This is a genomic window from Prevotella dentasini JCM 15908 (assembly GCF_000614065.1).
Taxonomy (GTDB): domain Bacteria; phylum Bacteroidota; class Bacteroidia; order Bacteroidales; family Bacteroidaceae; genus Prevotella; species Prevotella dentasini.
In genome coordinates, this window is record NZ_BAKG01000007.1 from 26,327 (window position 1) to 39,520 (window position 13,194).

8 protein-coding genes and 3 pseudogenes are annotated in these 13,194 nt (G+C 56.4%); 4 read left to right on the plus strand and 7 right to left on the minus strand.

The window, feature by feature from the left end:
• Positions 1 to 493: 493 nt before the first annotated feature.
• The 6 genes and pseudogenes from rseP to tsaB all read right to left on the minus strand — a co-directional run bounded on the left by rseP (position 494) and on the right by tsaB (position 6,598).
• On the minus strand, positions 494 to 1,894 hold the full coding sequence (gene rseP, locus JCM15908_RS04785) for an RIP metalloprotease RseP (protein ID WP_025002479.1): 1,401 nt from the start codon (positions 1,892 to 1,894) through the stop codon (positions 494 to 496).
• A 39-nt stretch (positions 1,895 to 1,933) separates the two neighbouring features.
• Positions 1,934 to 3,091, minus strand: a complete 1,158-nt coding sequence (locus tag JCM15908_RS04790) for a 1-deoxy-D-xylulose-5-phosphate reductoisomerase (RefSeq protein WP_025002480.1) — start codon at positions 3,089 to 3,091, stop codon at positions 1,934 to 1,936.
• Between the two features lie 96 nt (positions 3,092 to 3,187).
• Complete coding sequence (gene rimM / locus JCM15908_RS04795) at positions 3,188 to 3,712, minus strand: ribosome maturation factor RimM (RefSeq protein WP_025002481.1); 525 nt, start codon at positions 3,710 to 3,712, stop codon at positions 3,188 to 3,190.
• A 37-nt stretch (positions 3,713 to 3,749) separates the two neighbouring features.
• A pseudogene (gene murA, locus JCM15908_RS12385) lies at positions 3,750 to 5,061 on the minus strand (UDP-N-acetylglucosamine 1-carboxyvinyltransferase).
• Between the two features lie 4 nt (positions 5,062 to 5,065).
• Positions 5,066 to 5,670: pseudogene (locus JCM15908_RS12390) on the minus strand (DUF4290 domain-containing protein).
• A 236-nt stretch (positions 5,671 to 5,906) separates the two neighbouring features.
• Positions 5,907 to 6,598, minus strand: a pseudogene (tsaB, locus tag JCM15908_RS12395) (tRNA (adenosine(37)-N6)-threonylcarbamoyltransferase complex dimerization subunit type 1 TsaB).
• Positions 6,599 to 6,691: 93 nt separating this feature from the next.
• Here tsaB and JCM15908_RS04815 point away from each other — a divergent pair.
• The 4 genes from JCM15908_RS04815 to nadD all read left to right on the plus strand — a co-directional run bounded on the left by JCM15908_RS04815 (position 6,692) and on the right by nadD (position 10,099).
• Positions 6,692 to 7,570, plus strand: coding sequence for a YicC/YloC family endoribonuclease (locus JCM15908_RS04815; RefSeq protein ID WP_025002482.1), 879 nt, complete (start codon positions 6,692 to 6,694; stop codon positions 7,568 to 7,570).
• Between the two features lie 32 nt (positions 7,571 to 7,602).
• Positions 7,603 to 8,277, plus strand: a complete 675-nt coding sequence (gene gmk / locus JCM15908_RS04820; protein ID WP_025002483.1) for a guanylate kinase — start codon at positions 7,603 to 7,605, stop codon at positions 8,275 to 8,277.
• Between the two features lie 108 nt (positions 8,278 to 8,385).
• Positions 8,386 to 9,402: a DNA-methyltransferase gene (locus JCM15908_RS04825; RefSeq protein WP_025002484.1), complete on the plus strand. Its 1,017-nt coding sequence runs from the start codon at positions 8,386 to 8,388 to the stop codon at positions 9,400 to 9,402.
• Between the two features lie 127 nt (positions 9,403 to 9,529).
• Complete coding sequence (nadD, locus tag JCM15908_RS04830; RefSeq protein ID WP_025002485.1) at positions 9,530 to 10,099, plus strand: nicotinate (nicotinamide) nucleotide adenylyltransferase; 570 nt, start codon at positions 9,530 to 9,532, stop codon at positions 10,097 to 10,099.
• Between the two features lie 431 nt (positions 10,100 to 10,530).
• Here nadD and JCM15908_RS04835 read toward each other — a convergent pair whose 3' ends face one another.
• The gene (locus JCM15908_RS04835; protein WP_025002486.1) at positions 10,531 to 12,780 is read right to left on the minus strand and encodes a helix-turn-helix domain-containing protein; all 2,250 of its coding nucleotides are present in this window, start codon (positions 12,778 to 12,780) and stop codon (positions 10,531 to 10,533) included.
• Positions 12,781 to 13,194 lie beyond the last annotated feature (414 nt).

Genomic DNA, 13,194 nt, shown 5'->3' on the forward strand with positions numbered 1-13,194 from the left:
TAGATTTGTCCGTGCAAAGATACGAATTTAGAGAGACCCGACCAAAAGAATATGGGAGTATCGGAGCGGAAACGGCTCCGTCGGGCAGACAGCCCCGTCCTGCGCATCCTTTCCGGAGAACCAGTCCCCGTGAAGATTTCCATCCGCTGCAACACGAGCTTTGCATAGGGAGAGCCTCCGGCAATGCAAGGAGAAGACAGCGTCTTCGTTCCATTCCTTTCGGGGAACAAATCCAAACGGGCACTTTCGCAAAACAAAAATGCCCGTTTCGTGTGGTCAAAGTGCCCGTTTCATGGTGCGAAAGCGGCACTTTCATATTTTGAACTTGAAGAGGGGATTGCCTGCAACAGAAGCTGCCTGCTTTCCGCGTACCCGACGGCAGCATGTTTCATGGTCATAAAACGGCAACGGGCACGCACCCTGCGTGGTGCATGCCCGTCGTATGGACGCGTGGCCCGGCCCTTTCGGGGCAGGCGCAGATTCGTCCCGATGCCTACATAATGTGCAGCCAGCGCAGAATATCGTTCAGGTTGGCAACAACCATAAGGAGGATAAGAATCGTAATGCCGACATACTCGGCACGTATCATGAACTTTTCGGACGGCTTGCGGCGGGTTATCAGCTCGTAGAGAAGGAACATGACGTGTCCGCCGTCAAGGGCAGGAATCGGGAGAATGTTCATTACCGCAAGGATGATACTGAGGAAGGCAGTCATGTTCCAGAACATGTACCAGTCCCAGTACGGGGGGAAGAGGCTGCCGATAGCACCGAATCCGCCAAGGCTCTTCACACCGTCGGCGGAGGCGAGGTAGCGGAAATTGCCCACGTAGCCGCGGAGGATGTTCATGCTGTAGCGCACGCCTGCCGGAAAGCTCTCGAAGAAGGAGTAGGTCTCGACGGTCGGCTTGTAGTAGGAGGCGAGGCTGCTCTCCACCACGCCTAACTTGAGGTCGGGCGTGAGTACGACGCGGGCGGTGTCGGAAGCAGTCGCTCCCTTGTGCCGGAAGACAATGGTTGCGGTGCGCACAGCCATGGAATCACGGTGCGTGTTCTTCACCGTCATCACGTCGTTGAGTATGCCTATCTGGTAGTGCCAGTCGCTCCAAGTGCTGACAACCTTTCCGTTGACGGACTTGATGACGTCGCCCGGCCGCATGCCTGCCTTGGCTGCCGCGCTGCCTTGGGCCACGCTGTCTATGCGCGTGGGCAGATAAGGCTCGGCAAAGAGCGGACGCTGCTTAATCATCGAGAGCATATCCATCTCGCCCGAAAGCGCAATGCTCACCTTCTTGCCGTTCCGGAGCACGTCGACACGCTTTGCCTGTGCTATCTGCCGGAAGAAGTCGCCGTTCACGTTGAGGTATTCCTTGAACGGGCCTTGGTCGGTTCCTATCATCACGTCGTGGTCGTGGAATCCGAGGGCCTTTGCATCGGCATTGAAGCGCATGCCCATCGACATGTCAGCCACCTTATAGTAGCTGTGCCCCCACGCGAACATCATCATCGAATAGATGAAGAGGGCAAGGAGGAAGTTGACCAGCACGCCGCCCACCATGACGAGCAGCCGCTGCCATGCCGGCTTGATGCGGAACTCCCACGGCTCGGGTTCTTTCTTCATCTGTTCGGTATCGAAGCTCTCGTCTATCATTCCGGCAATCTTGCAATAGCCGCCCAAGGGCAGCCAGCCTATGCCGTAGGTGGTTTCGCTGTTCTTGGGCTTCCAGCTGAAGAGGCTTCCCTTCCATTTCCCGACAGACATATCGAAGAATACAAAGAACTTCTCCACTCTTATACCGAAGAGCTTTGCGAAGAACATGTGTCCGCCTTCGTGGAGGAGGACAAGCAGAGAGATGGCCAGAATAAACTGGAGGACTCTGATTAGTATCGTTTCCATTAATCGTTTATAGGGTTTTGTGAATAATCGTTTTATACCTTATCGCCCTGCCATCAGTTCGGTGGCGATACGCCGTGCCTCGGCATCGGTCTGGAGATAGACGTCGAGGTCGGGGTTGGCATCGAAGGTGGCGCACTGCATGGTCTGCCCGATGATGTCGCCCATGGCGAGGAACGAGCACTGGCCCTTGCGGAATCCTTCGTTTACTATCTCGTTGGCGGCGTTGACGATACACGGCATGTTGCCGCCCTTGGCTATGGCCTCGTAGGCCATGGCGAGGCACTTGAACTTATCTACGTCGGGTTCAAAGAACTCCAAAGGCTGCCTGAAGAGGTCGAGGCGGTCGCCCTTGAGGGTCAGACGCTCGGGGAAGGAGAAGGCATACTGTATCGGCAGGCGCATGTCGGGGACGCCCAGCTGTGCCTTCACGCCGCCGTCGCGGAACTGTACGCCGCTGTGGACGATGGACTGCGGATGGATGAGCACCTGAATCTTTTCGGCAGGCACGCCGAAGAGCCATTTGGCCTCTATCACCTCGAAGCCCTTGTTCATCAGCGAGGCGGAGTCGATGGTTATCTTCGCCCCCATGTCCCACGTAGGGTGCTTGAGTGCGTCGGCCGCGGTAACGTCTTGGAGCTGCTCATGGCTGTAGAGGCGGAACGGGCCGCCCGAGCAGGTGAGGAGAATCTTCTCTATCTCGTTCTGGTCTTCGCCTACAAGGCTCTGGAAGATGGCACTGTGCTCGCTGTCTACGGGCAGGATGGGCACATGATACTGCTGTGCAAGCTGACAGATTAGCTCTCCGGCGACGACGAGGGTCTCCTTGTTGGCAAGGCAAATCTTCTTGCGTGCCTTGATGGCATGGATGGTCGGGGTCAGCCCGGAGAAGCCCACCATGGCCGTGAGCACCATGCTGACGGGTTCGGCACCGACTATCTGGTCGAGCGCGTCGTGGCCTGCATAGACCTTTATGTCGGGCTGGTCTTCGAGTTCCCTGACCAGAGGTTCGTAATACTTCTCGTTGGCTATGACGACCGCTGCGGGACGGAACTTCCGGGCCTGTGCGGCAAGCTCCTGCCAGCGGTTGTTGGCGGTAAGTGCGTAGGCTTCGTAGAGGTCGGGGTGCTGCTCTATCACGTCGAGAGCCTGCGTGCCGATGCTGCCTGTGGAGCCGAGGATGCAGATTTGTTGTTTCATTTCCGTTTGAAGGGTGAGGGGGTTGGATGATGGGGGATGAGTGACGATGGGCGGTTATGGGACGGAGGACGATACGGGCCTCGGGGATGCTCGCCGTCAAAGTTCGAGGAGACCTTCGGGGATATGGGCCTTTATCGTTCGGCAGGTGGTGTCCATGTCGGTGATGAGCTCGCTGCTGGCAGGGACGAGAAGGTCTGTGCCCGACGGCGTGCGGACCTCGAAGAGGATATTGGCGGTGGTATCGTCGACAGACTGGATTTCGCCTATGACCTGACCGCTACGGGCATCTTGAAGCGTGAAGCCGACGATTTGCGCCCACGAAAGGGAGTCGCCGCCGGCGGCTTCGGCAAGGCGGCAGGGGAAGTAGACGATGCTGCCGGTCAGCTGCCGTGCCTGCTCGGCAGTGTCGACGTCGCAGAATTTCATCAGGACTATCTCGTCGGAACGAAAGCGGTACTCGTCCATGAAGAACGGGACGAGGATGCCTTCCATGTCGAGGACGAGGTAGGCGGCATCGGCACGGTCGAAAACGTCGTCGGAGTACTGCATCTGCAATTCTCCGTGCACGCCGTGCGGCTTACCGATGCGGCCTATTCTGTAGACTTCTTCTTTCCTTATCATTAGTGTTGTTGGGGGTTAAGGGAGGCCGGGGAGTCTCTCAGGCCAGCTCCACTCTCCTGATGTTTGCCCCGAGAGCGTTGAGGCGGTGCTCAATGTCTTCGTATCCGCGGTCTATCTGGGCGATGTTGTCGATGCGGCTGGTTCCGCGCGCGGAGAGGGCGGCGATGAGCAGGGCGATGCCTGCGCGTATGTCGGGACTTGACATGCGCCCGGCGTGGAGGGTGAGGCTGTGGTCGTGCCCGACGACTACGGCGCGGTGGGGGTCGCAGAGAATGATTTGCGCGCCCATGTCTATGAGCTTGTCGACGAAGAAGAGGCGGCTCTCGAACATCTTCTGGTGGAAGAGTACGCTGCCGCGTGCCTGCGTGGCTACTACGAGGAGGACGGATATGAGGTCGGGGGTGAGTCCGGGCCACGGTGCGTCGCTGATGGTCATGATGGTTCCGTCGATGAATGTGTCGACGGCATAGTGGTCCTGCCGCGGATGATGAGGTCGTCACCCTCCTCGACAATCTGCACTCCGAGGCGGCGGAAGGCGTCGGGGATGAGCCCGAGGTGGCGTACGGCTGCGTCCTTGATTCTTATTCCGTCGCCTATCATGGCTGCCATGCCTATGAAGGAGCCTACTTCTATCATGTCGGGGAGGATGGTGTGCTCTGCTCCGTGAAGGCTTCCGACTCCCCTGATGGTGAGGAGGTTGCTGGCTATGCCGCTGATTTGTGCTCCCATGGAGTTGAGCAGGTGGCAGAGCTGCTGGATGTAAGGCTCGCAGGCTGCGTTGTATATGGTGGTGGTTCCCTCGGCGAGCACGGCTGCATGATGATGTTGGCCGTGCCGGTAACGGATGCCTCGTCGAGGAGCATGTCGGTGCCGGTGAGCTTGTCGGCCTTTATCTCGTAGACGTTGCGGTCTTCGACGTGTCCGAAGCGTGCGCCGAGGTTCTTGAATCCGAGGAAGTGGGTGTCGAGCCTGCGCCGCCCTATCTTGTCGCCTCCGGGCTTTGCGACGGTGGCCTTGCCGAAGCGGCCGAGCAGCGGGCCGAACATGAGCACGCTGCCGCGGAGGGAGGAGCATTTGCTGACGAACTCCTCGGTCTCGAGATAGCCGAGGTTGATGTCGTCGGCGAGGAAGGAGTAGTCGTTGGGGGCGAGCTTGCGGACCTTGACCCCGATGTCCTGCAAGAGCCTGATGAGGTTGTTGACGTCGAGGATGTCGGGTATGTTGCGGATGATGACTTCCGCAGGGGTGAGGAGTGTGGCGCAAATTACCTCCAGTGCTTCGTTCTTGGCTCCCTGCGGTGTGATGGTTCCGCTGAGCCGGTGTCCGCCTTCGATGATAAAGGATTCCATTGTTCTATCGTCTTTTCTTGTTGTTTTGCTGTGGCTGTACGAGGTCTCGCTCGGATATTTTGCTGAACTTGAAGGTGCTGAGGTCGAGCTGTATCTTGCCGTCGGTGTACCGGGCGAGGTCTGAGGCTACCTTCTCGTTGTCGGCAGAGCCGTGGCTCCACTGCATGAGGCTGCGCTTCATCTGGTTGGCGACGAGCCGGGTCAGCTCGTCGCGCTCTTCCCCGGGCTGCATTTCCTTGAGCCGGCCGAAGAGGGACGACATGATTCTGCCGTAGTGGCGCACGGGGGTGTCGCCGGCCGGATAGTCCATCGGCTCCGGCCTGCGGGCTATCTGTGCGGCTTGGGAGACGTCGCAGGGATAGTCGATGTCGAGGCGGAAGCCTGCCATGATGGCGAGGTGGTCCCAGAGCTTCTGCATGTAGTCTGCATTGTCGCGGTTCTGGGGGTTCATGTTGTCCATGACCGCGACGATGGTCTCGGCACACTGCTGCCGCTCCTCCTTGGTGGGGAGGGTGATGGCGTGGTCTATCATCTTCTGTATCTCGCGCCGTATCCGGGGAGGATGAGCCTCTCGCGCTGTGTATTGTAATCCAGTCCGTCTATGTTCATATCTCTTTGATGTTTTTTCCTTTTGCTGATAGGGTGTGAATAATGGCTGCGATACCCCACGGGTTATATGTCGCCGCACCCCACTCGTGGGGTACCGGAATACCCCACGGGTGGGGTAGTCTGCAAAATAAATTATTTTGCAAGGCCGCCGTCTCGTGCCCTCTCTTGGCCGCCGCCGGGGGCCGGGGGCGGAGGGGTACTCGTGGGGTATGGCGGCAGTCCTTTGCTGCCGGCTGTCAGAGCAGCGGGCGGGCCTGCTTGGCCACGAAGTCCTTCAGATAGAAGGGCACGAAGTAGGCGACGTCTTCCAGTCTTCCGTCGAGCATGCGCTTCTCCGCGAGGGGCATCATGTTCTTCGCCAGCGGCTCTATGCCCTTGATGAAGCGGGCGTTCGGGTGGGCGATGGTCTCCATGCACTTCTCCGCGCCGTTGCCGAAGAAGTAGACGGGCCCGCGGCCGAGGTATTCCCTGTAGGTCTCCGCATCGACGATGTCGGCCTGAACGGGCCGTATTTCCCTGAGGCTGCGGTCGAACACCTGCGCGTAGACCTCCATGCGGCGCGCGTCGAGCATGGGGACGAGCAGCGCGTCGTCCTCTATCTCCTCGTGGCGGAGCAGCACCGGCACGCAGAGCAGCTCGGGCGTAGGGACGGCTATGAGCGGGATGCCGTAGCCGTAGCAGACGCCCTTCGCCATCGAGTGCCGACGCGCAGCCCCGTGTACGACCCCGGCCCGCAGCTGACCGCCACCGCGTCGACGGGGATGGCGTGGCTGTCGGCAAACGAGAGGGCCTCGTCGACGAACGTGCCGAGCCGCTCCGTGTGCCCGTGGCCCTCGCGGCTCTCGTCGTGGTATATGCACCTGCCGTCCTCCGACAGGGCTATCGAGCATACGTCCGTGCTCGTCTCAATGTTCAATATGCAAGACATGATTTCGGGAATATCGCATTAAATAACGTGCAAAATTAGTCTTTTTTCCTGCAAAATTCGTACATTTGCAGAAATTTAACGCGATAAAGCCAAATGATACTATCAATGACAGGCTACGGCAAAGCTGTCGTCGCCTACAAGGAAAAGAAAATCAACGTAGAGATTAAGTCGCTCAACAGCAAGACGCTCGACCTCTCCGTACGCATCGCACCCCTCTACAGGGAGAAGGAAATGGACATGCGGCACCTCATTGCCAAGAACCTCGAACGGGGAAAGGTAGACTTCTCCATCTGGACGGAGAAGGAAGCCGGGACCGAGGCAGCCGCCATCAATGCCGCGCTGGTAGACAACTACTACCGGCAGCTGAAGCAGATAGCCGGCAAGTCGGGCATCCCCGAGCCGCAAGACTGGTTCGCCACCCTCCTCCGGCTGCCCGACGTAACGGCCAAGACCGAGACCGAAGTGCTTGAAGACGAGGAGTGGGAGGCAGTGCAGAGAGCCGTCGGCGAGGCCATCAGCCGGCTCATGGACTTCCGCCGGCAGGAAGGAGCCGCACTGGAGCGCAAGTTCACCGAGAAGATAGACAACATCGAGGCCCTCCTGAAGAGCATCGTGCCGTTCGAGGAAAGCCGCGTGCCGAAGATAAAGGAGCGCATCATCGAAGGACTCAAGCAGATTTCGGCCGTTGACTACGATGCCAACCGCCTCGAGCAGGAGCTTATCTACTACATCGAGAAGCTCGACATCAGCGAGGAGAAGCAGCGGCTGGCCAACCATCTCGCCTACTTCCGCGAGACAATGAAGGAGACCGGGCACGGAATAGGAAAGAAGCTCGGATTCATCGCACAGGAGATGGGGCGCGAAATCAACACCACGGGGTCAAAGAGCAACCACGCCGAGATGCAGAACATCGTCGTCAGGATGAAGGACGAGCTGGAGCAGATAAAGGAGCAGGTGCTCAACGCGCTGTAGGAAAGCCCCTCCCAAAACACGAAAGACAAAGCATGAACGACATATCAACCAACATTCCGTCAGGCACTACCTCCTCCCCGGAGCGGCAGGGAGAGACTCCCGAAAGGAGCAGGGGTAGGTTAATCATCTTCTCCGCGCCCTCCGGCTCGGGCAAGAGTACCATCGTACAATGGCTGATGCAGGAGCATCCCGAACTCAACCTTGCCTTTTCCATCAGCTGCACCACCCGCGCACCGCGCGGAACAGAGCAGAACGGCGTGGAGTACATCTTCCTCTCTCCCGACGAGTTCAGGCAGAGAATACAGGCGGGCGACTTCCTCGAATACGAAGAGGTCTATCCCGGCCGATTCTACGGGACGCTGAAGCCGCAGGTGGAAAGCCAGTCGGCTGCCGGACAGAACGTAGTCTTCGACGTAGACGTGAAGGGCGGCTGCAACATCAAGGATTATTATGGCAGCCGCGCCCTCAGCATCTTCATCCAGCCACCCTCGGTAGCCGAGCTTCGCAGGCGTCTCGAAGGCCGCCGGACCGATACGCCCGAGGCCATAGAGAACCGTCTCGCCAAGGCGGAATACGAACTGACCTTTGCCGGTAAGTTCGACAGAATCGTCGTCAACGACGATTTGGACAAGGCAAAGCAGGAGGCATACGAGGCGATAAAGACGTTTCTGTCCTCCCCGAAACCTTCACAGGGAAGGAACGCATAGCCATGGGCAACTCCACAGCATCCTATCCGCTTCCCATGCACGTTGCCCGAACACGGGAACCGCATAGGATGCTCCACGACAAGCCTAATATCCATCTGCATGACAACAATGAATGAAGAAAGAAAACAAAGAGCAGGAAGAAACCGTACTTTAACCATTGAGGCAGAAGAACGCCCCCTGCTGGAGTCGATGATAGACTCCGAGGCTGCCCTTTGCCGTGAATTTCGTGATGACATGATTGTCAATGGCGATGTGATGAGCTGTCTGAGCCACATTCCCGACGGATATTTCGACCTGATAATAATAGACCCGCCCTACAATCTGGACAAAGACTTCCATGGCAACAAGTTTTCCGCCATGCGGACCGGCCAGTACGAGGATTATCTGCGGAGCTGGTTCTACCCCGTTTGCGACAAGCTGAAAGCCGACGGGACGCTCTACATGTGCGGCGACTGGAAATGCACGTCGTCCATGCAGCGTGTCATAGAAGAGAAGCTGACGGTTCTGAACAGGATTTCGTGGCAACGGGAGAAAGGGCGAGGCGCAAAGACCAACTGGAAGAACAGCATGGAGGATATATGGTTTGCCGTCAAGAACCCGAAAGACTATTACTTCAACGTCGAGGCCGTCAAGATGAAGCGGCGAGTCGTTGCCCCCTACCGCGTCAACGGACGGCCCAAGGACTGGGAGGAGACAGAGGCGGGCGACTTCCGCATCACCTGCCCGTCCAATTTCTGGGACGATATAAGCGTCCCCTTTTGGTCAATGCCCGAGAATACCGACCATCCCACGCAGAAACCCGAGAAACTTTATGCCAAGCTCATGCTCGCCTCCTCGCGTGAGGGCGACAGGGTCTTCGACCCGTTCCTCGGAAGCGGCACGGCGGCAGTGGTTGCCAAGAAACTGGGCAGACGCTTTTTCGGTGTGGAAATCAACCGCGAGTATTGCTTGTGGGCAGTCAAGCGGCTCCTCAATTCTGCTCAAGACACTTCTATCCAAGGCTATGCCGACGGTGTGTTTTGGGAAAGAAACTCCCTGAACGCGCAGAAGAGGCAAGGCAGGGGTTCCACCCGGCACATTCCACCTTTACCTTTTCTATGCCGGCAGGGCAGCCTTTCTAAATAAGATTCAGGCCACAGGCGTCGTGCAGAACGCATCACGGAAATTCTCCGGAACACAAAAGACTGACGGCTATAGCCGCCACACCGAAAAGGCTCCGCCTGTTCTCCTTCCCACAAACAAGCATAGACAAATGAACATCGGCATCTACGGGGGAACATTCAACCCCATTCACAACGGGCACATCGCCCTTGCAGAGACGTTTCTCGCTCAGGCAGGATTGGACGAGGTGTGGCTGATGGTCTCACCGCAAAACCCATTCAAGGTCAGCGACCGCCTATTGGATGACCGCCTACGCCTCGAAATGGCGCGGAAGGCACTTGCCGGGCAGTCTCGCATCGTAGCTTCCGACTATGAGTTCTCCCTCCCGAAACCATCCTACACTTGGGACACCTTACAACATCTGTCTGCCGACTATTCCCATCACCGCTTTACGCTTCTCATTGGAGGCGATAACTGGCAGTCGTTCGACCGTTGGTATCATTCCGAAGACATTCTTTCCCATTACCCGATTGTCGTTTTCCCGAGAAAGGACAACGATATTGACGAACGCTCGCTACCCCGCAGTGTGCGCCTGCTGAAGTCGGAGCTCATCAATGTCAGCAGTACCGAAATACGCGAAAGGGTAAAGAACGGCATGCCCGTCGCCGATTTAGTACCTCTGCCGATTGTCGCTGAAGTGCAGAGGCATTATTGCCCTTAGCCGTTCCCGTCTGGATGAAAGCCCGGCACCGCATGCGTCAGAAACAGATGCAACTATCCGGCACCAACGGACAGCATGCAAAGGTTGGCTTTCCACTTACCCCATGGTTTATCCTCATCGGCAGATGCCACCTCACAATACATACCCACCCTTCATACCATACAAAAGATGTCCAACTGCTCACGCAGTCGGACATCGTGCCACTTAACTAAATAACTCAAAAAATTACTTGACTCAATTCGTACTGATCACTTTCTTCACGAAAGCACATCAATATTGTTTTTTTGACTATTAACTTACTAATAACTATTCTCTGTTAATCAAATAGTTTGAATTGATGAGTGCAAAGGTAGTAACTTTCCTGATAAATACAAGCATCTTTCACTGAAAAAATGTTCTCATTACACTTTTTTAATTGTTTACGGCACACCTTACGGCAAAACAGACAAAATTATAAGCAAAAACTGAAACAAAGGACAATCCGCCTTGCCTGTAAAACATAATATACAGCTACCTTTCACCTTGCCGAAGCGGACGAAGCTCGCCAAAACAAGCGCAATATCGCCGTATGTAACGTCGGCCGGACAGAGCATTTTGATAGGTTTCATTCCCTCCGTGCTGCCTACACCTTTTACGATACGGCGGATGAGTTCCGACTTCTGCCTGCCTATGAGTTCTTCAACCTTCATCTCACCTGTGCGGACGCGCTTTACAAAGTGGTTTTGTACCGTAGAGACATTCAGTCCCCGTTCCGCGGCAATCTCGGCAAACGACTTTCCCTGCCTGAAAAGCCGATAGCTGATTTCGTCCGTGCGCTCCTTCGGCACCTTGGCAGCCTTTGCCTTGCGTTCGCGACGGCGTTTCGGTGCATCTCCCTCGCCCATACTCGAAAGAATGGCATCCTGTTTCGCCTTCAGATAGCCGGCAACCGTAAAATCGGTCTCCGTCATGTCCTCCAGCAGATAGCGTTTGGCAAGATAGGCCTGCTGCAAGTCGGAAAAGGCATTGCCGTACCGCTTCATGCCCACCTTGTTTCCTGTCTCCAGCCCCTTGGTAAGATCAATGAGGCGGTCGAACAGTTCGACAAGGCTGCTCTGAAAGTAGAGCGCACTCTTGCGTACGCGTGCGATGAACTCCTCACCGTGCAGGTCGGCCTCAGGCAGGCTTCCGATAACGCGAATCCATTTGTCTGCCACCGCCACAATACGCGTGTCAAGGTCGGACAGGGTCATCTTGTGCAGGGCGTTCACCTTGGGATACTTGTAGAAAAACTCCGAGAGCACGCGGAAGAGCGCGGCCTCCAGCCGCTGAAGCTCTGCAAAGCTGAACATATCCATGAGCAGACTGCGGTAGTAGGTCTCCTTCAGCGTCGGCAAACTCTCTATGCTTCGGTTCGTCCGCTCCGCCTGCCCGTCCATATAGTTGCGCACGCGGTTGTCGTTGATGATGGCTTCCTGCACGACGGGCGTGGCGAGCACAAGTCCTTCCAAGCTGCGGCAGCGGCTCAGAGCCACATAGACCTGTCCCGAGGCAAAAGCCGACTGCGCATCGATGATGGCATGCTCGAAGGTCAGTCCCTGACTCTTGTGTATCGTTATTGCCCATGCCAACCGCAGAGGGTACTGCCTGAACGTGCCCTGCACCTCAGATTCAATCTGCCGCGTCTTCTCGTTGAGCGTGTATTTCGTATTCTCCCACACGTTGGGCGCGACGTCTATCTCCTCCATGTCGTCAGGGCAGAGCACATGGATATGCTCGTCGTCCACGTAGGTTACGTGCCCTATCTTTCCATTGTAGTACTTTCCGTTGCTGTCGTTGTGGATGAACATCACCTGCGCGCCCACCTTGAGCGTCAGCTGATAGTCGGCAGGATAGTTGTAGTCGGGAAACTGCCCGTCGGTCTCGGCCGTATAGGTGCAGCTTCTGCCTCCGAGGGCGTGCAGACGGTCCTGATTGTAGCTGTCGGCCATGCGGTTGTGCGTCGTCAGGCGGATATAGTCGCTTCCCGTTTCGGGACAGAAGCCTGGCCGGTACCTCGCGTTGAGCATCGCAAGGTCGCCGACCGTCGCATGGCCGTCGCGGATATGGTTCAGGATAGTGATGAAGCTGTCGTCGTGCTGACGGTAGACTCTCGTAAGTTCTATCGTTACATAATCGATGCTGCGGAGGGCACGGGAGCTGAAGAAGTAGGGTGTCTCATAATAACGCTGAAGCAGCGGCTCCTCGTCGGGGGTAACGACAGGCGTCAGCTGTTGCAAGTCGCCAATCATAATGAGCTGCACGCCGCCAAAAGGCTTGTCATGCTCGCGGAAGCGTCGCAGTACGGAGTCGATGGCATCCAAGGTATCGGAACGCACCATACTTATCTCGTCGATAATCAGAAGGTCGAGCGTGCGGATGATTTTCCGCTTCTCCTTGCTGAAGTCGAAGCGTGTCTTCACCTGCGTCTCGGGCACAAAGGGTGCAAGGGGCAGCTGGAAGAAGGAGTGAATCGTTACGCCCCCGGCATTGATGGCCGCCACGCCCGTAGGGGCCACTACCACCATCCGCTTGCTGCTGTGCTCCCTGACGGTACGCAGGAATGTGGTCTTGCCCGTCCCGGCCTTGCCGGTCAGGAAGACGCTCATCCCCGTATGCTCTACAAATTCCCACGCATTGCGCAGCTCCTGATTCTTCTCCATTCTGCTATATCGTTTATATTGGCCTAAAACAAAGGCAAAATTACTGAAAAAAGCCGAGACGGCAAAGGGCACGAAACAAAACGTTGACGAACATCAACCGTCTTGACGCATCGCAATAAAGCAGCGAATATACGGCGATTCTCCCTCCATAGTCTTGCACACGAACAATTATAGCCTTACCTTTGCACTGCAATTAAGATTTAGGATAACATTAGGAACAGGAGACAAACGGTCTCCATTAAAGGTAAAGAAAAGATGATGACATTGGTATTAGTAGTAGCTGTAGTAGCAGCGGCAATAGCACAGGCAATAAACGTCAACAACAAGCTGACCGCCTGACCTTGAGAAAAGAACAGGAACAATTTGAGAGATAGAATCCCGGCTTCATCCGTATCGGATAGAACCGGGATTTAT

What these genes read in the sequence shown, in the direction of transcription:
- rseP (WP_025002479.1), bottom strand. Translation starts at nt 1,894, where the DNA reads ATGGAAACGATACTAATCAGAGTCCTCCAGTTTATTCTGGCCATCTCT.
- JCM15908_RS04790 (WP_025002480.1), bottom strand. Translation starts at nt 3,091, where the DNA reads ATGAAACAACAAATCTGCATCCTCGGCTCCACAGGCAGCATCGGCACG.
- rimM (WP_025002481.1), bottom strand. Translation starts at nt 3,712, where the DNA reads ATGATAAGGAAAGAAGAAGTCTACAGAATAGGCCGCATCGGTAAGCCG.
- JCM15908_RS04815 (WP_025002482.1), top strand. Translation starts at nt 6,692, where the DNA reads ATGATACTATCAATGACAGGCTACGGCAAAGCTGTCGTCGCCTACAAG.
- gmk (WP_025002483.1), top strand. Translation starts at nt 7,603, where the DNA reads ATGAACGACATATCAACCAACATTCCGTCAGGCACTACCTCCTCCCCG.
- JCM15908_RS04825 (WP_025002484.1), top strand. Translation starts at nt 8,386, where the DNA reads ATGAATGAAGAAAGAAAACAAAGAGCAGGAAGAAACCGTACTTTAACC.
- nadD (WP_025002485.1), top strand. Translation starts at nt 9,530, where the DNA reads ATGAACATCGGCATCTACGGGGGAACATTCAACCCCATTCACAACGGG.
- JCM15908_RS04835 (WP_025002486.1), bottom strand. Translation starts at nt 12,780, where the DNA reads ATGGAGAAGAATCAGGAGCTGCGCAATGCGTGGGAATTTGTAGAGCAT.